The following is an 18,921-nucleotide window of genomic DNA, read 5'->3' as shown; positions in this document are numbered from 1 at the left end:
TTCAAATGGCTAAAGCTTCAGAAGTAAAATCAGGAAATATTTTGCGTTTTAACGGCGAACTAGTTGCTGTAGAGGAATATATACATCGTACACCAGGCAATTTACGGGCATTTTACCAAGCTAGAATGCGCAATGTAAAGACAGGTAAGTTGGTAGAATATCGTTTTCGGGTTGATGAGGCTGTAGAGATCGCTCGTGTAGAAACTAATGATTATCAGTATTTATACGAAGATGAAGACTTTTTTGTTGTTATGGACAACGAGAGCTATGAACAGTTCAATATTCCAAAGTTTCTCTTCGGTGACTCGGCACGATTTTTGAAGGAAGGTATGAATGTAATTGTGGCTTTTGAGAGCGATGAGCCTATTATGGCACAGACGCCTAAAAGTGTTGAGCTTGAGATTACATATACTGAGCCAGCGGTAAAAGGAGATACCTCAACAAACGCTTTAAAGAAAGCAACAGTAGAAACAGGTGTGGAAATCAATGTTCCCCTTTTTATTAATCAAGGTGATAAAGTAAGAATTGATACACAAAGCGGCGATTATGTCGAGCGAGTGAAATAATAAAAATTTTAGGTTTAGGTTGATTATTCGGTCTTGTAAGCTCTTAGCTGCAAGGCCGTTTTTTTTATCACTATCAGGAATAGTAATGAATAAAAGTGAATTAAGACTGCTGTACAGAGAGAAGCGAAAGATGTTAGATCGGGAAACACGGGCTACATATGATGATGTTATTTTATCATATTTAAAGGCTATGGACTGGTCAAGTGTACATTTACTCCATCTCTATATACCGATAGACAGCTTGAATGAACCTGATACTTTAGCTTTTATGAAGTGGCTTAAAGAGGAGAAAGATAATGTACAGTTTGTGGTGTCAAGGTCGGATTTCGCTAGTGGTGAGATGATTCATTTTTTATGGGATGAATCTATGGTTTTTGAAGCTAATAAATGGGGGATTCTCGAACCTAAGGAAGGGATCGAAGTTAATGAGCTAGATTTAGATGCAGTATTAGTCCCGTTACTTGTTGTTGATAAGGAAGGTAATCGAGTTGGTTATGGCAAGGGGTTTTATGATCGTTTTTTGGCCAGATGCAATCCAGAGATTTTGAGTGTGGGTTTAAGTTATTTTGAGCCCGTGATGGAGATTAGTGATGTCGGCAAATGGGATGTTAAGCTGAGATATTGTGTCAATCCACAAGGGGTGTATCGGTTTTAAAAATAAACGGCATTGGAAAATTTTCCAATGCCGTTTATTTTTATCTTAACAGAATTAATGTGTTACATTTTTCTTTCCAGCTTTGTGACCGGATATAGCATAGTATAATATGAATAAATAGCAAGGCAACGCTATCCAATATGCTTGATGAGAACCAATAGAGTGTGCTATTTGTCCGTAAATCAATGGAATAACTGCTCCTCCTGCGATACCCATTACTAAAAGTCCGGATGCTGCACTTGTAAATTTACCGACTCCTTTTAATGCGAGCGGCCATATTGCTGGCCAAATTAACGAATTTGCAAGTCCTAGTAGGGCCACAAATAATAACGAAGTCATGCCGGAAGTTGTAACGATACCTACTGTAAAGGCAATACCTAGTATACCACAAAGTTTTAATGCTGTCTCTTGATTTAGGTATTTCGGGATACATATAATACCAATAATGTATCCTACAACCATAGCTCCCATTGTGAATCCTGTGAAGAATTTAGCATCCTCTAGACTGACGCCCTGAGAGACGCCATAAGCAATAATTGTATCGCCTGCTAATACTTCTACCCCTACATAAAGAAATAAGGTTACGAAGCCCAGGATGACGTGAGGGAAGGCCCATATACTTTTCTTGTCTTCTGAGATATTGTGGTGATCAGAAGTTTCTTCTTCGTCACCTTTGACTTCAGGTAGATTTGCTCTGGAGATCCAGAAGGATAAGATTAGTAAAACAACTACGATACCGATGTAAGGGTTGACAACCTGTAGAGCAACCTGATCAAGAGCTTTAGCATATTCTTCGGTTGACATGTTATCTACTTGTTTTGTGATTTTGTCTGCTTCTCCCAAATTTAAGAAGAGTCCTAAAATAACAGGAGCTGCGGCACCAGCAAACTTATTACAGATCCCCATGATACTTATCCGCTTTGCAGCAGTCTCAACAGGACCAATAATGGTAATGTAGGGATTGGACGCTGTTTGTAATATCGCTAATCCGCCTCCCATTATAAATAGTCCTAACAAGAAGAGTATATATGTTCTTGAAAAAGCAGCAGGTATAAAGAGTAGTGCTCCTAAAGCCATGATACCAAGAGAAATAGACATTCCTTTTTTGAATCCGAATTTATTGAGTACCCATGTCGATACGGGGGCCATCACTAGATAAGCAATGTAGAATGCAAATGTGACAAAATAAGATTGAACTTCTGTTAGTTCACATGCAATCCGAAGATAAGGTATTAATAGAGAGTTTAGCCAGGTGACGAACCCAAAGATAAAAAAAAGTGCTCCAATAATTATCATTGGGCCAAGTGTAGACTGGCCGTTTTGAGCGTTTAGGTTTTTAGAATCCATTGATTGATTATATTTTTTTAAATTATGATTTTTCTAACTACAAGACTAATAAAATTTATTCATTTAAAGAAGAGAAATATCTCAGGCAAACGATTGCATATGGTGTAAAAAATAGAGAGACTTCGATGGGCGACGTCTCTCTAAAAACCTAAACCGTATCATATAACCAATAAATGATGTTATATATTGTAAATACAATTTAATGTCGGAAATGTTTTTAAATTACTCTTGATTTTTCAATAATTGCTACAGTTAGTCTGGAAATACAAATAAGTCTATTTTTGTCATCATGCATTTTTATGTCCCAGACGTGTGTTGTTTTACCTATATGTAAAGCTCTGCAGGTAGCAGTAAGCATGCCTTTTGAGGCTGAACGAACATGATTAGCGTTGATTTCTAATCCCACTCCGACATATTTTTCGGCGTCAATTATCAAGTTGGAAGCCACGCTGCCAATAGATTCTGCTAGCACGACCGAAGCTCCTCCATGTAATATTCCAAACGGTTGACGGACATTGTCTGTAATTGGCATGGTCGCGATAATGTTGTCATGATTGATTTCCAAGGCTTTTACGTCCAATAGTTTGGTCATATACTTGTCGAATATAGTATTAACTTCTGTCAGGGTATATTTTTTAAACCAAATCATAAGTTTTATTCTTGATTTTTAAGATATCGCTCCTGCAAAATTATTCGATGGTGGTTAAGGTGTCCAGCTATGACATAAATAAAAGCCCTTACACTAATTAATCGGTCTGATGCCATCCCTTTGCGTGCTAACTCATGTTCGTTGAATGTCTCAAACAATAATAAATTTGATTTTCGAATCGCGGTAAATTCTTCAATAATGCTTTCAAATGTCCGCTCATTATGTCTTCCATTAGCCACAAATTCATCTTGCTCAAAAGAAGCTAAAGCAGTCATATCATTTCTAGCAAAGCGTAATGCTCTATAGGCCATGACACGTTCAGTATCCAGGATATGACACAAAATTTCCTTTATGGTCCATTTTCCTTCAGCATAGGTATAAGAACCACGCTCTTCGGGGATGGCTTTTATAAAGGTAGGGAAGGTGTCTAGCTGATTTGTGAGTTCTTTCATTACATCTTCAACGATCGTCTCGATATAGTCTTCATATATAGCTGGGTATTCGTCAGACTTGAGTAGGTTCATATTTTAAGTTGCTTTTTAATATTATCCTGAAAGTTGTTCCTTTTCCTATTTCTGATTCTTTAACAAAAATCTGCCCTTTATGGTAACTGACCATGCGCATAGTCAAACTCAGTCCCAACCCCCATCCTCTTTTCCTTGTCGTAAATCCGGGTTGAAAAATTGTCTCGAAATTAGATCTTGGAATGCCTTTTCCTGTATCACTAATGTCTATAAAAATTTCCTCTTTTGCAATGTTTTCCGTAATTACTACTTTTATTATGCCCTCTGTATCGATTGCATTTACGGCATTTTTTAATAGATTTTCAATGATCCAGTCAAATAAGGGTACATTAAGCATTGCCTCTACATGTTTGTCGCCTTCCAGTATAAAAGTTATTTTATCACTAGTTCGGACTTTGAAATAATTGATAAAATCACTTACGACGAGATAGACATTATGGTTAGAGAGTGATGGAGTTGATCCTATTTTTGAAAAACGGTCTGCCACGATTTCTAGTCTTTTCACATCACGTTCCATTTCATTTACTACGTCGTCATTTTCGGCATCAAACTTAAGTCGGATGAGCTCCACCCAACCCATCAAGGAGGAGATAGGAGTGCCTAATTGGTGAGCTGCTTCTTTTGCCATACCTACCCACACTAAGTTTTGTTCAGATTTTTTTATAGAGTTGAAGACGGAGTATGCAATAATTAAGAAAATTGCAATTAGTGAAAGCTGTATATAAGGGAATATACGTAGTTGTTGCAGGGCATCGGATTCTTTATAATAAACAGACCAGGACTTTCCGGAGTCCAAGCTTAGTGTTATAGGAGGATGCATTCTTTTCATCTCGTACAACTGCTTTTGAAAGTAATCTGGATCGTAATGGCCCCCGTCCTTATGATTTTCCTCTACTTTTATGTTTGTCTTAGTGCTATCGAGATCTCTCCAAAAAATGATATTATCCTTTTCATCGGTGATTATAGCAGGCAGTGATAGACTGTCACGTACTGCGTAAATAAAGCTTATGAAGTCATCATCAACGTCTGGCATGGTCATAATACTCCGTGTGCTCATCGCCCATACCTCTGCTTTGGTTCTTTCGGATTTTGATAAATTTTTCACCAAATAGTTAGTGTATAAAAGGGATGCAAGACCAATTAGAGCCGCAAATAGCAGTAGGAGGATTTTCCAAACCTGTTTATTGTATTTATATGTGTTCATTTTTTAGGATGATCAATATGCAAAATAGTTATTTTATTGAAGATTTCCCTTTAAATATAGGGTCTACCTGTAGTTTTTACTAATTCAGTGTTATTTTAATCATTCAGAAATCAGTAATTTTGTGTTATGAGTTTGCAGAAAAAAGTTAGAGTGCGCTTCGCGCCAAGTCCAACCGGAGGATTACATTTAGGAGGAGTAAGAACAGCTTTGTTCAATTATTTATTTGCAAAGCAGCACGACGGTGAGTTTATTTTAAGAATTGAAGATACTGATCAGACTCGATTTGTCCCTGGAGCAGAAGAGTATATAAATGAGTGTTTGGCTTGGTGTGGCATTTTGCCGGATGAGAGTCCCTCAAATCCTGGCACTTTTGGACCTTATCGCCAAAGCGAACGTAAGCCTTCTTACAGACAGTATGCCGAACAGTTAATTGCAGCAGGTTATGCCTATTATGCTTTTGATACGTCAGAAGAGCTTGATGCGCTGAGACAGTCTCAACCTAATTTTCGTTATGCTCAGGAAAATAGGATGAGTCTGCGTAATTCGTTGACTTTATCACCAGAGGAAACACAAAGATTACTTGATACAAACGTACCATATACTATCCGGATTAAGATGCCTGAAGATCACATCGTGTCTTTTGACGATATGATTAGAGGTAGAGTCTCGTTCGAGACGAAATTAGTCGATGATAAGGTTCTCTTAAAGGCAGATGGTATGCCTACTTATCATTTGGCTGTCGTGGTAGATGACAAGGCTATGGAAATATCTCATGTATTTAGAGGTGAAGAGTGGTTGCCTTCGGCTCCTGTCCATTTGCTGTTGTGGGAGTATTTAGGTTGGTCTGACGACATGCCGCAGTGGGCACACCTACCATTGATATTGAAACCGGACGGTAACGGTAAATTAAGTAAACGCGATGGAGATCGTTTGGGTTTTCCAGTTTATGCAATGAACTGGACCGATGCCAAAACGGGAGATCTGACCAAAGGTTTTAGAGAACTCGGCTTCTTGCCAGAAGCTTTTGTGAATATGTTGGGCGTACTTGGTTGGAACGATGGGACAGAGCAGGAGATTTTTACCCTTCCTGAGTTGGTAGAGAAATTTTCTGTAGAGAGAATCAACAAATCTGGTGCTAAATTCGATTTTGAAAAAGCCAAATGGTTCAACCATGAATGGATAAAAAAGATGGACAATACCGCGTTATTGCCTTTGGTGCGTGAAAGTTTAGTTCAACATGGCGTTTCAGCTATTGAAGACTCTTCTATTGCTACTATTTTGTCGGTCGTTAAGGAACGTATGACTTATCTATCTGACTTTTGGGCACAGGCATCATTCTTTTTTCAAATGCCACAGCATTATGACGTTGATGCGGTAAAGCCAAAATGGAATGCCGATAAAACAAAATTCTTTGAGGATATTCTCGTAGAATTTGAAGGCCAAGATTGGCAAGCATCTGTATTGGAGCCTTTTTTTAAAGAACGTGTGCAGTCCTCAGGTATGAAAATTGGAGAATTGATGATGCCTTTTAGAATCATGCTGGTTGGAGGGAAGTTTGGACCTGATGTCTTTTTGATTGCGGAGATTCTAGGTAAGGATCAAGTGATAAATCGAGTTAATGTTGCACTAGATGTATTTAATAGTTAATTTAGGTTCTTTGAATCTAAACCAAACTTTATGAGAAAAATTAATTTATTAGCATTTTTTGTCGCTATAAGTATTTTGACGCTTTCATGTGTGACCAACAAATCACTACAGGGCAATCCGGAGGAACGTCTAGGTTGGAAGTTAGGTGCGCAGGCGTATACTTTTCGCTTGTTTTCCTTTGCGCAGGCTTTGGATAAACTAGATAGTTGTGATTTACGTTATGTGGAAGCTTTCCCCGGACAAACTATTGGCGCAGGTAGCACTGAAAAGATGGGTTACGAGCTTTCGATAGAAGGTCGAACATTGGTTAGGCGTTTGTTGAAAGATAAAGGGATTACGCTACATGCTTTTGGAGTTGTTGGGGCGAAGGATGCTGAAGAGTGGGAGAAGGTATTTTTGTTTGCAAAGGACATGGGGGTTAAAGTGTTAAATGTCGAGCCTTCTGATGCTCATTTGGACATCGTATCTAGCCTGTGTGATAAGTATAAAATAAAGGCAGCTTTGCACAACCACCCTGATCCTTCTAAATACTGGAAACCAGAGGTAGTGTTGGATGCGTTAAAGGGACGGAGCAAGTATATGGGAGCTGCGGCTGATGTTGGGCACTGGATGCGTTCGGGATTGGATCCAGTAGCTTGCTTGAAGCAGTTGGAAGGACATATCTTTCATTTGCACTTTAAAGACCTCAACGAATTCGGAAATAAAAAAGCCCACGATGTTCATTGGGGCACTGGAAAATTACCGTTACAGGGAGTTATTGATGAGTTAAAACGTCAAAAATTTGAAGGAATGATCTCTGCGGAATATGAATATAATTGGGCAAATAGTAAAGATGATGTGCGACAAAGTGTAATTAACTTTAGAAAACTAATAAAATAATAAAAGGAGGTTTTTAACCTCCTTTTATTATTTATATGTCTTTTCAATGTTATCGGATAACTCTTTGTTATTTTCCAACATATAAGCTATGCTCTTGATAACACGGTTGTGCTTTTTAACAAATGGATTTTCTTCATTCCAGACATATCCAGCTAATACAGCACAGACTTTCTCCTTGACGTCCAGGTTTTCAGGTCTGTGAAAAAATAATGTCTGTAAATTGCCTGTATACCATTCCTTTACATAGGTGGTGAATACATCAATGCCGCGTTGCATATATTGTGTGAAATCTTTTTCCCAATCTATTTTTTCACCATTGATTTGTCTCCAGGCAAGTTTTGCGGCTAGGATTCCGGATTCGGTGGCAAAGCATACACCTGATGAAAATACAGGATCTAAAAACTCCGAACTATTTCCGGTGAGTGCAAATCCATCACCATACATGTTGGTGACCGCAGCTGAGTAATTTTTCAAGTGAATCGGTTTGAAAATAAACTCAGTTCCAGCGAATCTTTTAACGTAGAAATCAGAGAGTTGGATTGCCTTTTGTAGTGCTGTCGCTGTATCGCCGTTTTCGGCTAATCGTTCAATAAATGCGGTGTCGGCTACTATCCCAAGGCTCGTATTGCCATTGGAAAATGGAATAACCCATAGCCACACTTCGGTATCCAGCACATCAAAAGAAATCTGTGTTCCTTCGATACCTACGGGTCTGTTAATGTCCTTAACATGAGAAAAGATAGCAGAATGCGGGTTTAGTTTCGACGGTTTGTCCAAATTTAGTAACCGTGGTAATACCCGGCCATAACCACTAGAATCGATTACAAACTTAGATTTGATCTGTGACTCGTTTCCCTCTTTATCTACAACGGTAGTTATGGAGTCTGATCCGTCGAAGGAAATGGCCGTAACCGTAGTTTCAAAGCTGATATCGACGCCCTTCTCTATCAGTGTATCGGTCATGATCTTATCAAAATCAGCTCTTGGAATTTGCCAGGTCCAATCCCAACCTTCACCAAATTTTTGACTAAAATCAAAAATACTAATGACTTGTCCTCGGATGAAGCGTGCTCCTGGTTTTTTTTGAAAATTCTGCTTGTCTAAGTCGTCCAAGAGACCAGCCTCTTCGAAGTGATCCATGACACGAGGGATGAGACTTTCTCCTACTACGAGCCTAGGAAATCTACTTTTTTCTACAACTTTGATATTTGCACCTTGTTTTTGCAGGTATCCAGCAGCTACACAGCCAGAAGGGCCTGCTCCTATAATCAAAATGTCAACTTGACTTGTTTTCATTCAATAAAGAATTCAATTTAAACCTAAATAATTCAATTATTTAGCACACCTCTGCCATCTAGGGCTTTTTTATAGAGGAAATGTGTTATTTTTGCACTCGGCTACTAGCAAAGGTACTTAATTATCTTGCTGAAGAAAGAAGATAATCTAAAAATTGGAAAGTAAAAAGACCACATATATAAATGATTTCTATTCATAAAGATCTTTCATTAGATCAATTTGCAGACATATTATTAAATCGGAAACAGGTAGGATTGGGCAGTGAGACGATCGAAGTAGTCAAAGAGAGTTTTAAATTCTTAAAGTCATTTATTGAGAATAAGATTATTTATGGTGTTAATACGGGTTTTGGCCCGATGGCGCAGTATCGTATTCAAGATGCCGATCGTATTCAGCTACAATACAATTTGATTCGTAGTCATGCTTCAGGAACTGGCGACCTTCTGCCAAATGACATTGTTAAGGCGGCGATGCTTACTCGTCTCTGTAATCTCTCGAAAGGAAAATCAGGCGTACATATATCCGTTTTGGAGTTACTGCAGGAATTTATCAATCGTGATATCACTCCCGTGATTTTTGCCCATGGAGGTGTGGGAGCTAGTGGAGATCTCGTGCAGTTGGCACATTTGGCACTTACTTTAATCGGTGAGGGAGAGGTAATATATCAGAATCAAAGGAGATTAACGCATGAAGTGTTCTCTGAGTTGGGCTTAAAGCCAATCGCGGTAGAGGTTCGTGAGGGTATATCTTTGATTAATGGTACTTCGGTGATGACGGGAGCCGGAATGGTTAATTATTTTCATGCAAAACAGTTGCTCTGTTGGTCTGTGGAGTTGTCTTCTATTATGAATGAACTTGTAAAAGCGCATGATGATCATTATTCGGTCACGCTAAACGAAGTGAAAAAGCATCAAGGACAACAGGATATTGCAGCGATGATGCGTGATCACCTGGCTGATTCAAAATTGATCCGTAAACGTGAAGAAGACCTGTATTCAGGGAATAATCTAGAAGAGATTTTCAAGGATAAGGTGCAAGAGTATTATTCTTTGCGTTGTGTGCCACAAATCTTAGGACCTGTGTTAGAGACTATCGAGCAAGTTGGACATATTTTAGAAAGTGAGGTGAATTCAGTCAGTGATAACCCGATTATATCTGTCGAGGATCAGAATGTATATCATGGAGGTAATTTTCACGGTGACTATATCTCATTGGAAATGGATAAATTGAAGTTGGCTGTTACCCGATTGACGATGTTGTCGGAACGTCAATTGAATTACTTGATGAATTCTAAGATTAACGAAATATTGCCTCCCTTTGTCAACATGGGTAAGCTTGGTTTCAATTTTGGAATGCAGGGGGCTCAGTTTACAGCGACTTCGACGACAGCTGAAAACCAAACGCTTTCCAATTCAATGTACGTGCATAGCATACCTAATAATAATGACAACCAAGACATCGTAAGTATGGGTACAAATGCTGCTGTGATTACACATAAGGTTATTGTGAATGCATATGAAGTACTGGCTATACAATTGATATCGGTGGTGCAGGCTATTGATATACTATCCTGTCAAGATATGGTGTCTAGTCGTACAAAAGCAATATATAGGGATATAAGAAGTATAATTCCAGCGTTTTCGGAAGATAAGCCGTTGTATATAGCTATTCAATCCGTCAAGAATTATTTAATGAAACAGGGGTAACCATGAAGTGTGCATTAGTAACCGGAGGATCTCGAGGTATAGGACGTTCTATTTGTCAAAAATTAGCTAATGATTTAGGCTATTTTGTTTTGATCAATTATCAAGGGAATGAAGCTGCGGCGCTAGAAACGCTGCGATTGATTGAAGAGGTAGGTGGAAAGGGAGCCCTGTTAAAGTTTGATGTAGCAAACGAAGAGGCTGTAGCCACAGTGTTGATGGATTGGACGCAAGAGCATCCAGATGCCGTTGTAGAGGTGGTTGTTAATAATGCAGGCATTGCCAAAGATGGATTGTTTATGTGGATGAAGAAAGAGGATTGGCAAAGTGTTTTGGATGTATCGTTGAATGGATTCTTTCATGTAACTAACTTTTTTATTCAAAAAATGTTACGGAATCGATATGGACGTATTATTAATGTGGTGTCAGTTTCTGGGGTAAAAGGTACGGCAGGACAAACCAATTATTCTGCAGCAAAGGCGGGAGTCATCGGAGCGACAAAGGCATTGGCACAAGAAGTTGCTAAGCGCAATGTTACAGTAAATGCTGTAGCTCCCGGTTTTATTCAAACCGATATGACTGCCGAAATGGATGAACAGGAGTTGGTAAAGCTAATTCCAGCAAATCGTTTTGGTAAAGCAGAAGAGGTGGCTGATTTGGTTTCATTTTTGGCATCCAAAAAATCTAGTTATATTACAGGTGAAATCATAAATATAAATGGGGGTATTTATTCCTAGATACACGTATGGATAAAAGGGTAGTGATCACAGGAATGGGAATTTATTCTTGCATAGGGACGAACTTGGAAGAGGTTAAGCAATCTCTATTCGAAGGGAAGTCTGGTATAATGGTTGATAAATCTAGGATTGATTTTGGATTTAAATCACCACTTACGGGGATGGTTCCTGTGCCAAATCTAAAGAATGAGTTGACCCGGAGACAGCGGATTAGCATGGGAGAAGAATCTGAGTATGCTTATATAGCTACACGTGAGGCTTTACAACATGCCGCAATCGATTCGGTTTACCTTGACGCCAACGAGATAGGAATTTTATATGGTAATGATAGCGTGTCAAAGGCTGTGATAGAAGCTACAGATATTGTCCGGGAGAAGAAGGATACACAATTGATTGGCTCGGGCGCTATTTTTAAGTCTATGAATTCGACGGTGACGATGAATCTGGCGACGATTTTAGGGTTAAAAGGCGTAAATATGACCATCAGTGCTGCTTGCGCCAGCGGCTCACATGCCATTGGTTTAGGTTATATGTTTATTAAGCAGGGACTGCAGGATATGATTATCTGTGGAGGTGCTCAGGAAATCAATCCCTATGCTATGGCTAGTTTTGATGGTTTAGGCGTTTTTGCTGAGGATATTGAGCATCCCGAATTAGCTTCACGGCCTTTTGATATTGGCCGTACGGGATTAGTTCCGAGCGGCGGGGCAGCTACGGTTATTCTAGAGAGTTATGAATCGGCCGTAAAGCGTGGGGCACCTATCATTGCGGAAGTTCTGGGATATGGATTTTCTTCTAATGGAGGACATATCTCTACACCCAATATTGACGGGCCAGCAATGGCCATGCGGCGTGCTTTGGAACAGGCAGGTATAGTTGCTGGAGATGTTGATTACATTAACGCCCACGCTACGTCTACTCCTATTGGGGATGCCAATGAAGCGAAAGCTATATTGGAGGTTTTTGGTGGAAAACCCTTTGTAAGTTCGACAAAGTCGATGACGGGACATGAGTGTTGGATGGCGGGAGCGAGTGAGATCGTATATTCCACCTTGATGTTAAAACATGGCTTTATAGCTCCTAATATTAATTTAAAGCAAGTAGATGAGGGGTTGGAAGAATTAAATTTAGTTTCATCAACAATAAAACAAGAATTTGACATATATTTGTCAAATTCTTTTGGATTTGGTGGAACAAATTCAGCGGTAGTAGTTAAGAGATTTAATAATGAGTAACGCGGATATTAAGCAGAAGATAAATGAGATTTTAGTCGAGGAATTTGAGGTGGATGCGGAGGTAATACAGCCCGAAGCACCCCTTAGGGAGTCCCTTGATCTAGATAGTTTGGATTATGTGGATTTAGTCGTGTTGATCGAATCCAACTTTGGTGTCAAATTGGGAGAGGCAGATTTTGCAGGCATGACAACTTTCCAGGATTTCTACAACGTGATTGAACATAAAATATCAGCAAAGTAATTTTTGATAACCATGAGCCAATGGGACGGAAAGTCGAAAGGAACACTCCTTGGCTATAAAATATTTGTTTTCTTTATCAAGAAATTTGGTGTCCGTACAGCTTACGGACTTCTTGTTTTTGTAGCCCTTTATTACTTTCTGTTCTACCCCAGTAGTTTTAAGAATATTTTCTATTATCTTCATGATCGGCAAGGGCTTTCAAAGTGGACGTCATTTTGGAAAGTTTATAGTGTCTATTTTGTGTTTGGAAAGACTATTATCGATAAAGTAGTTATTTCAGCAGGTATGCGGGATCAGTTTACCTATGAATTTGATGGAATTGAATCGTTAAAAGAAGCTTTGGAAGAGCGTAAGGGAGGGATTTTAATTTCGGCACATGTTGGGAATTTTGAAATTTCGGAGCAGTTTTTTTCAGATCTTGATCTTAGTTTTCAAATCAATCAGGTGACTGTAGATCAGGAAGTGTCCGTGATTAAAGAATATTTACAAACGATAGCGGAGAAGTCTACAATAAAACATATTTACATCAAGGATGATATGTCGCATGTATTTGATATCAATGATGCGCTTTCTAATAATGAGTTGATTTGTTTTACTGGGGATCGTTATTTTGACGGATCTAAAGTGCTGGAGGCTGAGCTATTGGGTAAGAGGGCTCTTTTTCCAGCAGGGCCGTTCCATTTGGCATCAAGATTGGGTGTGCCTATTATATTTGTGTATGTGATGAAAGAGACCAATAGTCACTATCATCTTTATGCTCGTCGGGCAGAAGGAGTGAGACGGAGAGATGCACAGGGGGCATTGGAAGCGTATGTGAAGAGCGTAGAAGGGATACTATCTCGCTACCCATTGCAATGGTTTAATTTTTTTGATTTTTGGAATAGAAAGGAAAAAGCTTCTTCCTAGATTTATGAAACAAGTTTTAGTAGTATACTATAGCCAATCTGGGCAATTGGAAGATATCGCGAAATCAATAGCGCAGCCATTTTCGGATGATGAGGATGTTAAGCTTGATTTTTACGAGATCCGTACAGTTCATTCTTTCCCTTTTCCTTGGCGAGGGGATGTGTTTTTTGATATTTTTCCAGAGACTTTTCAACAAATTCCTGAAGAAATCCACCCTCCGCCACAGCATATTTTAGAAAAGAAGTATGATCTAATATTGTTCCATTACCAGGTTTGGTATTTGACGCCCTCGATTCCTATTAATTCTTTTTTGAAAAGTCCCTATGCTGCGACTATTTTGTCCGGTACGCCTGTTGTGACGGTCAGTGGATCTCGTAATATGTGGGCCAAAGCGCAGGATAAGGTAAAAGCATTATTGGTTCAGAATGGAGCTCGGTTGGTTGGTAATATTGCTCTGACGGATAGACATCATAATATGATTTCGGTAGTCACTATAGTTGATTGGTTATTTTCCGGTATAAAACGCCGAGCGTATGGTATATTTCCGTTGCCCGGTGTCGCTGATCAGGAAATCAGGGGTGCATTCAAATATGGGGAGACCATTCTTTCCCGAGTAAAGGAGGGTAACTTCACATGGATGCAGGAGTCATTATTGGCCCAAGGGGCAGTGGATTATCGATTTTTCTTAGTTTCGATGGATAAGAAAGCCAATCGAATGTTTCAAATTTGGTCAACACTGATTCTTAAAAATCCAAAAAAACGTAAAGTGCTGGTCAACTGTTTTAAATATTATGTAGTTTTTGCTATATATTTTCTGTCTCCTATTGTATTTTTAATCGAATTATTGCTGCTTCCAATTTTATATTTTGCTAGAATTAAAAAGGAAAAGGCCCATTATCAAGGTATTTAACAGATGAATGAAGTTTTTATAAATCGTGTAAGTAAATTTTTACCCAATGAGCCCATTGTTAATGAGGATATGGAGATATACCTCGGTAAAATTAACGATAGGGAATCTAAGGCTAAGCGTATTGTCTTACGTAATAATGGTATCCAGACCCGGTATTATGCGCTTACAAAAGAAGGTGTGCCTACGCATACAAATGTATTGCTTACGGCAAATGCTATCCGTAATCTGTTGGATGAGGATTTTAAAGCTTCGGACATTCAACTGATTTCTTGTGGTACATCATCTCCCGATTATTTAATGCCTTCGCACGCTGTTATGGTTCATGGAGAATTGAAGAGTGGGCAATCGGAAGTTAACTCCGCTTCGGGCAATTGTTGTGCGGGGATGAATGCGCTAAAGTTTGGTTATTTATCGGTAAGGGCTGGAAATACGGTGAATGCGGTATGTACAGGTTCCGAACGGATGTCTTCCTGGATGTTGGCAGATCATTACAATAAGGAAGTTGAAAGCCTTCAGGAACTAGAACAGCAGCCAATTATTGCTTTTAATAAAGATTTTTTACGCTGGATGCTTTCGGATGGTGCAGGGGCTATGCTTTTGGAAAATCAACCTAGAGGTCCACTGTCGTTACGTATAGAGTGGATAGAAGGTTATTCGTATGCCCACGAACTGGACGTGTGTATGTATGCTGGAGCTGATAAGCTTCCAGAGGGAACATTGAAGCCGTTTAGTGATTATCCTTCTGTAGAATGGCTGAATCAGTCTGTTTTTGCAGTCAAGCAGGATACGAAACTACTGGATAAATATATTTTGGACAAAGGGGTAGAAAGCATGAAATCTGCTATGCATAAGCACGGTATTGGTCCCGAAGATGTCGATTATCTATTGCCACATGTGTCATCACATTATTTTGTGGATGGTCTATACGATCGCTTTGCAAAAGCAGGAATAGAGATTACGAGGGACAAGTGGTTTATGAATCTACGCTCGGTCGGTAATGTGGGGGCGGGTTCGGTATACCTGATGTTAGAAGAATTAGTGCATTCAGGACAGTTGCTAAAAGGACAACGTATTTTGTTGTGTGTGCCAGAAAGCGCACGTTTTACCTATTCTTACGCCTATTTAACTGTTTGCTAATGGTTCCGATACAGGGAGAAGATATTTTAAAATTAATTCCACAGCGGTTTCCTATGGTCCAGATCGGTAGGTTGCTTGCATATAAGTTAGAGACTGTTGTTGTCGATTTTGAAATAAAGACGGATAATATTTTTTTACTTGGAGATCAAATGCAGGAGAGTGGGCTATTGGAGCATATGGCGCAATCGGTGGCAGCGCACACGGGATACGGTTATTATATCCGTGGCGAGCAGGCACCTACTGGATATATCGGTTCTATTCAGAAAGCCGAGGTATACAGATTACCATCAGTAGGCGAGGTGTTGACTAGTCGGGTGGAGATTGTACAGGAGTTTATGGGAGTCACCTTGGTCCATATAGAAACATACGTAGCAGAGGAATGCATAAGCTCTGCACAGATGAAAACGGTCATTGCTTCAACGTCTTAATATGGCAACAGAATCTATCAGAATACCAATTCATGAGTTTTTGCCACATAGGGACCCTATGTTGATGGTTGATTATATTGTGGAGATCAGTCAAGGTCATGTCATTTGTGAATATACGATTGAGTCTGACTGTGTGTTTCTGGAAGAGAATGTGTTACAGGAAGTCGGTTTGATTGAACATATGGCTCAAACCTGCTCCTCTATTGTTGGGCAGAACTACTATTCGGAAGACTATAATCCTGAAGTCGATGAGCGTGTGATTGGGTTTATTTCTGCTATTAAAAGTGTTTGTATCGAGCAGCTGCCTCGACAAGGGGCATGTATTCGTACAAAGGCAAGTCTGGTCTCGCAGTTTGAAGGTGCAGGATACACTATTTGTACGATGTCGGTCATTGCGGAGGTTCTCGATATGAAGGTTGCAGAGGCTGATATCAATTTGTTTTTACAAGAACGTAAATCTTAATATCCATGAAATATCCAGATAATAATGGCAACACAAATACGAATGACCATAGTTGGGATATTCCATCTCGACAGCTCGGGACAAGTTAATGGCAACTGAAAATCAAACCGAGCTTTCGAACTCATGAAATAATTATATACATATGAAATATCCATGTAGTACCGGCCGCATAAACACGAATGAATATAGTTTGGATATTCCATATGGCAACTGAAAATCAAATTATATACATATGAAAAAGTCAGAAGTACCTCAGGATAGTGGCCGGATTGTGCAAAAAGGCTCTCGAGAAATGTATTATGCAGTAGATGAGGATGGTGAATATACCACCGCTTTGAGTACAGGATGGGAAGCGAAGAATATCGTACAAGATCATACGATGAAAGTTCTACAGGCTGAAATCGATCAGGCTAAAGCGGATGTAAAGGCCGGAAAGCGGAGCCCTGTCTATTATTATATGTTATTGACGAGAATGGATGTAGGTGTCCTGTCGGGATATACAGGCTTTTGGCAATGGCGTATTAAGCGTCATTTCCGACCAACGGTATTTAATAAATTGAGTGATGATCGGTTACAGAAGTATGCTGATGCATTCGATATCACAATAGTAGAGTTAAAGAATTTTAAAGGAGATTAATGCAGTTAGATTTTACACATCACCAATCTGCACATTGTGAAAGTGGGGTGGCTTCAAACTTATTGAAGGATAAGGGACTTAATCTCTCTGAGCCTATGGTTTTTGGTTTAGGTGCGGGTATATTTTATGTTTATCTGCCCTTTTTGAAAGTCAGTAATGCTCCGGGATTGAGCTACCGTCCTATGCCAGGATGGATCTTTAGCCGTATGGCTAAGCGTCTGGGGATTAAAATTGAGCGCAAGAAATTTGCAAGTCCGGTGAAGGCCCAGCAGCAGCTGGATGCGAATCTGAAACAGAATATCCCTTCGGGATTGCAGGTGGGGGTCTATCATTTACCCTATTTTCCGGATGATTATCGGTTCCATTTCAATGCGCATAATCTGGTTATCTATGGTAAGGAAGGTGATGAGTATCTCGTGAGCGATCCTACTATGGAAGGCGTACATCGATTGACGGAAAAGGAGTTGGAACGGGTGCGTTTTGCAAAAGGTGTGCTGGCTCCGAAAGGGCATTTATATTATCCAACCTATGTGCCTGCTGAGCATAAGATTGATTGGGGCAAGGCTATTCGTAAATCGATACGGAAGGCCTGTAATGATATGTTGGCTCCTGTTCCTATAGTCGGGGTAAGGGGAATGCGTACAGTAGCGAAAGCTATTGCCAAGTGGCCCCAAAAGGTAGGTGTGCCCAAAGCTAATTATTACTTGGCTCAGATGGTACGTATGCAGGAGGAGATAGGGACTGGCGGTGGCGGTTTCCGTTATATTTATTCTGCTTTCTTGCAGGAAGCGGGACATAAGATCAATAATACTGCCTTACTCGATTTATCTACAGAAATGACAGCGATTGGTGATTTGTGGCGTGATTTTGCTGTTAATGCGTCTCGTGTGTATAAAAAGAGAAGTAATCAAGGGGATGTGTATAATACATTGTCTGCGGAGTTGCTCCACTTAGCGGATCTTGAAGAAGCGTTTTTTAAGAAGCTGAAAAAAGCTGTTTAGATAATATGGAGATCATTCGAATAGATAGCCTTTCTAAGAAATATAAAGACGCCGATTATTACTCGGTGGAGAATCTTAGTCTTCAGATTTCCAAAGGGGAGGTATTTGGTCTGTTGGGCCCCAATGGAGCTGGTAAGACGACATTAATCTCTATGCTATGTGGATTGCTCAAGCCTACATCAGGTAACTTTACGATTGCTGGCCTTTCTTATAGAGAGTCGGCAATGGCTATCCGTCGATTAATTGGTGTAGTGCCGCAAGAGTATGCTTTGTACCCTACACTGACGGCTACGGAAAACCTGGTTTATTTTGGAGCAATGTATGGCCTGAAAGGAAAGAATCTAAACCAATTGGTTGAGGTGGGTTTAGCTGAAATGGGACTCTCAAAGTTTGCACATAAAAAAATAGGCGCTTTCTCGGGAGGTATGAAGCGTCGGGTCAATCTATTGGCGGGAATTCTACATGATCCTAAGTTGCTTTTTCTGGATGAACCTACTGTAGGGGTGGACGTGCAGTCGAAAAATGCAATCCTTGAGTTTTTAAAAGAACGAAATCAATCTGGTATGACCTTGGTCTATACCTCGCACCATCTTATTGAAGCACAGGAACTGTGTGATCGTATTGCCATTATTGAAGGAGGAAAGATCATCGCTCAAGGGGCTCCTCAGGAACTCATCCATAAGACTCAGGGAGCACGAAATTTGGAGGATGTTTTTATTGCATTGACAGGAAGGGGGCTTAGGGATGTTATATAAG

At 39.7% G+C, this 18,921-nt stretch carries 21 protein-coding genes; 16 read left to right on the top strand and 5 right to left on the bottom strand.

All coding sequences use genetic code 11. From position 1 onward, the window contains the following. The first annotated feature begins 5 nt into the window (after positions 1-5). A complete protein-coding gene (efp, locus tag G7B18_RS09930; protein ID WP_164109547.1) occupies positions 6-566 on the top strand; it encodes an elongation factor P in 561 nt (186 codons plus the stop codon). Positions 567-651: 85 nt separating this feature from the next. Next, the gene (locus G7B18_RS09925) at positions 652-1,221 is read left to right on the top strand and encodes a 5-formyltetrahydrofolate cyclo-ligase (RefSeq protein ID WP_164122465.1); all 570 of its coding nucleotides are present in this window, start codon (positions 652-654) and stop codon (positions 1,219-1,221) included. 54 nt (positions 1,222-1,275) lie between these two features. Here the strand turns inward: G7B18_RS09925 and G7B18_RS09920 are convergent, their stop codons facing one another. The 4 genes from G7B18_RS09920 to G7B18_RS09905 form a co-directional block, all read right to left on the bottom strand. Then, entirely contained in the window at positions 1,276-2,568 is a 1,293-nt protein-coding gene (locus tag G7B18_RS09920) for a sugar MFS transporter (protein ID WP_164109543.1), read from the bottom strand. Positions 2,569-2,785: 217 nt separating this feature from the next. After that, positions 2,786-3,217, bottom strand: coding sequence for a hotdog fold thioesterase (locus tag G7B18_RS09915; protein ID WP_164109541.1), 432 nt, complete (start codon positions 3,215-3,217; stop codon positions 2,786-2,788). 5 nt (positions 3,218-3,222) lie between these two features. Then, positions 3,223-3,741, bottom strand: coding sequence for a DinB family protein (locus G7B18_RS09910; protein ID WP_164109539.1), 519 nt, complete (start codon positions 3,739-3,741; stop codon positions 3,223-3,225). Beyond that, entirely contained in the window at positions 3,722-4,945 is a 1,224-nt protein-coding gene (locus G7B18_RS09905; protein WP_164109537.1) for a sensor histidine kinase, read from the bottom strand. The genes G7B18_RS09910 and G7B18_RS09905 overlap by 20 nt, the downstream gene beginning before the upstream one ends. A gap of 126 nt (positions 4,946-5,071) precedes the next feature. On the opposite strand from G7B18_RS09905, the gene gltX reads away from it, so the two are divergent. After that, positions 5,072-6,592, top strand: a complete 1,521-nt coding sequence (gltX, locus tag G7B18_RS09900) for a glutamate--tRNA ligase (RefSeq protein ID WP_164109535.1) — start codon at positions 5,072-5,074, stop codon at positions 6,590-6,592. A gap of 30 nt (positions 6,593-6,622) precedes the next feature. Continuing rightward, positions 6,623-7,471 (top strand): sugar phosphate isomerase/epimerase family protein, encoded by an 849-nt coding sequence (locus tag G7B18_RS09895; RefSeq protein WP_164109533.1) that lies wholly within the window; start codon positions 6,623-6,625, stop codon positions 7,469-7,471. Positions 7,472-7,498: 27 nt separating this feature from the next. On the opposite strand, the gene G7B18_RS09890 is transcribed toward G7B18_RS09895, so the two are convergent. Continuing rightward, positions 7,499-8,767 carry an NAD(P)/FAD-dependent oxidoreductase gene (locus G7B18_RS09890; protein ID WP_164109531.1) on the bottom strand — a complete coding sequence of 423 codons (1,269 nt, stop codon included), beginning with the start codon at positions 8,765-8,767 and terminating at the stop codon, positions 7,499-7,501. 182 nt (positions 8,768-8,949) lie between these two features. Between G7B18_RS09890 and hutH the strand changes: the two genes are divergently transcribed. The 12 genes from hutH (at position 8,950) to G7B18_RS09830 (ending at position 18,920) form a co-directional block, all read left to right on the top strand. Further along, positions 8,950-10,473, top strand: a complete 1,524-nt coding sequence (hutH, locus tag G7B18_RS09885) for a histidine ammonia-lyase (protein WP_164109528.1) — start codon at positions 8,950-8,952, stop codon at positions 10,471-10,473. A 2-nt stretch (positions 10,474-10,475) separates the two neighbouring features. Then, positions 10,476-11,207 carry a 3-oxoacyl-ACP reductase FabG gene (gene fabG, locus G7B18_RS09880; RefSeq protein WP_164109526.1) on the top strand — a complete coding sequence of 244 codons (732 nt, stop codon included), beginning with the start codon at positions 10,476-10,478 and terminating at the stop codon, positions 11,205-11,207. Between the two features lie 8 nt (positions 11,208-11,215). Beyond that, positions 11,216-12,442: a beta-ketoacyl-[acyl-carrier-protein] synthase family protein gene (locus G7B18_RS09875; protein ID WP_164109525.1), complete on the top strand. Its 1,227-nt coding sequence runs from the start codon at positions 11,216-11,218 to the stop codon at positions 12,440-12,442. Next, complete coding sequence (locus G7B18_RS09870) at positions 12,435-12,683, top strand: acyl carrier protein (protein ID WP_164109523.1); 249 nt, start codon at positions 12,435-12,437, stop codon at positions 12,681-12,683. Before G7B18_RS09875 ends, G7B18_RS09870 begins: the two co-directional genes overlap by 8 nt. Positions 12,684-12,695: 12 nt before the next feature. After that, positions 12,696-13,589 carry a lipid A biosynthesis acyltransferase gene (locus tag G7B18_RS09865; protein ID WP_164109521.1) on the top strand — a complete coding sequence of 298 codons (894 nt, stop codon included), beginning with the start codon at positions 12,696-12,698 and terminating at the stop codon, positions 13,587-13,589. 4 nt (positions 13,590-13,593) lie between these two features. Then, on the top strand, positions 13,594-14,499 hold the full coding sequence (locus G7B18_RS09860) for a flavodoxin family protein (RefSeq protein WP_164122463.1): 906 nt from the start codon (positions 13,594-13,596) through the stop codon (positions 14,497-14,499). 3 nt (positions 14,500-14,502) lie between these two features. Next, entirely contained in the window at positions 14,503-15,636 is a 1,134-nt protein-coding gene (locus G7B18_RS09855; RefSeq protein WP_164122461.1) for a beta-ketoacyl-ACP synthase III, read from the top strand. Continuing rightward, on the top strand, positions 15,636-16,064 hold the full coding sequence (locus G7B18_RS09850) for a hypothetical protein (protein WP_164109515.1): 429 nt from the start codon (positions 15,636-15,638) through the stop codon (positions 16,062-16,064). The genes G7B18_RS09855 and G7B18_RS09850 overlap by 1 nt, the downstream gene beginning before the upstream one ends. Before the next feature lie 40 nt (positions 16,065-16,104). After that, the gene (locus tag G7B18_RS09845) at positions 16,105-16,527 is read left to right on the top strand and encodes an ABC transporter permease (RefSeq protein WP_164109512.1); all 423 of its coding nucleotides are present in this window, start codon (positions 16,105-16,107) and stop codon (positions 16,525-16,527) included. Between the two features lie 232 nt (positions 16,528-16,759). Next, the gene (locus G7B18_RS09840) at positions 16,760-17,164 is read left to right on the top strand and encodes a hypothetical protein (protein ID WP_164109511.1); all 405 of its coding nucleotides are present in this window, start codon (positions 16,760-16,762) and stop codon (positions 17,162-17,164) included. Beyond that, complete coding sequence (locus G7B18_RS09835; RefSeq protein ID WP_164109508.1) at positions 17,164-18,165, top strand: BtrH N-terminal domain-containing protein; 1,002 nt, start codon at positions 17,164-17,166, stop codon at positions 18,163-18,165. The genes G7B18_RS09840 and G7B18_RS09835 overlap by 1 nt, the downstream gene beginning before the upstream one ends. A 5-nt stretch (positions 18,166-18,170) precedes the next feature. Continuing rightward, the gene (locus tag G7B18_RS09830) at positions 18,171-18,920 is read left to right on the top strand and encodes an ABC transporter ATP-binding protein (RefSeq protein ID WP_164122457.1); all 750 of its coding nucleotides are present in this window, start codon (positions 18,171-18,173) and stop codon (positions 18,918-18,920) included. The last annotated feature ends 1 nt before the right edge of the window (position 18,921 follow it).

The sequence above is a fragment of the Sphingobacterium sp. xlx-130 genome, from assembly GCF_011007405.1.
Classification (GTDB): domain Bacteria; phylum Bacteroidota; class Bacteroidia; order Sphingobacteriales; family Sphingobacteriaceae; genus Sphingobacterium; species Sphingobacterium luzhongxinii.
The sequence above is the reverse complement of the archived record's forward strand: the minus strand, read 5'-3'. Positions and strand labels throughout refer to the sequence as shown.

Excerpts from the sequence above, each read along its gene's own strand:
- efp (WP_164109547.1), top strand. The coding sequence starts at position 6 with ATGGCTAAAGCTTCAGAAGTAAAATCAGGAAATATTTTGCGTTTTAAC.
- G7B18_RS09925 (WP_164122465.1), top strand. The coding sequence starts at position 652 with ATGAATAAAAGTGAATTAAGACTGCTGTACAGAGAGAAGCGAAAGATG.
- G7B18_RS09920 (WP_164109543.1), bottom strand. The coding sequence starts at position 2,568 with ATGGATTCTAAAAACCTAAACGCTCAAAACGGCCAGTCTACACTTGGC.
- G7B18_RS09915 (WP_164109541.1), bottom strand. The coding sequence starts at position 3,217 with ATGATTTGGTTTAAAAAATATACCCTGACAGAAGTTAATACTATATTC.
- G7B18_RS09910 (WP_164109539.1), bottom strand. The coding sequence starts at position 3,741 with ATGAACCTACTCAAGTCTGACGAATACCCAGCTATATATGAAGACTAT.
- G7B18_RS09905 (WP_164109537.1), bottom strand. The coding sequence starts at position 4,945 with ATGAACACATATAAATACAATAAACAGGTTTGGAAAATCCTCCTACTG.
- gltX (WP_164109535.1), top strand. The coding sequence starts at position 5,072 with ATGAGTTTGCAGAAAAAAGTTAGAGTGCGCTTCGCGCCAAGTCCAACC.
- G7B18_RS09895 (WP_164109533.1), top strand. The coding sequence starts at position 6,623 with ATGAGAAAAATTAATTTATTAGCATTTTTTGTCGCTATAAGTATTTTG.
- G7B18_RS09890 (WP_164109531.1), bottom strand. The coding sequence starts at position 8,767 with ATGAAAACAAGTCAAGTTGACATTTTGATTATAGGAGCAGGCCCTTCT.
- hutH (WP_164109528.1), top strand. The coding sequence starts at position 8,950 with ATGATTTCTATTCATAAAGATCTTTCATTAGATCAATTTGCAGACATA.
- fabG (WP_164109526.1), top strand. The coding sequence starts at position 10,476 with ATGAAGTGTGCATTAGTAACCGGAGGATCTCGAGGTATAGGACGTTCT.
- G7B18_RS09875 (WP_164109525.1), top strand. The coding sequence starts at position 11,216 with ATGGATAAAAGGGTAGTGATCACAGGAATGGGAATTTATTCTTGCATA.
- G7B18_RS09870 (WP_164109523.1), top strand. The coding sequence starts at position 12,435 with ATGAGTAACGCGGATATTAAGCAGAAGATAAATGAGATTTTAGTCGAG.
- G7B18_RS09865 (WP_164109521.1), top strand. The coding sequence starts at position 12,696 with ATGAGCCAATGGGACGGAAAGTCGAAAGGAACACTCCTTGGCTATAAA.
- G7B18_RS09860 (WP_164122463.1), top strand. The coding sequence starts at position 13,594 with ATGAAACAAGTTTTAGTAGTATACTATAGCCAATCTGGGCAATTGGAA.
- G7B18_RS09855 (WP_164122461.1), top strand. The coding sequence starts at position 14,503 with ATGAATGAAGTTTTTATAAATCGTGTAAGTAAATTTTTACCCAATGAG.
- G7B18_RS09850 (WP_164109515.1), top strand. The coding sequence starts at position 15,636 with ATGGTTCCGATACAGGGAGAAGATATTTTAAAATTAATTCCACAGCGG.
- G7B18_RS09840 (WP_164109511.1), top strand. The coding sequence starts at position 16,760 with ATGAAAAAGTCAGAAGTACCTCAGGATAGTGGCCGGATTGTGCAAAAA.
- G7B18_RS09835 (WP_164109508.1), top strand. The coding sequence starts at position 17,164 with ATGCAGTTAGATTTTACACATCACCAATCTGCACATTGTGAAAGTGGG.
- G7B18_RS09830 (WP_164122457.1), top strand. The coding sequence starts at position 18,171 with ATGGAGATCATTCGAATAGATAGCCTTTCTAAGAAATATAAAGACGCC.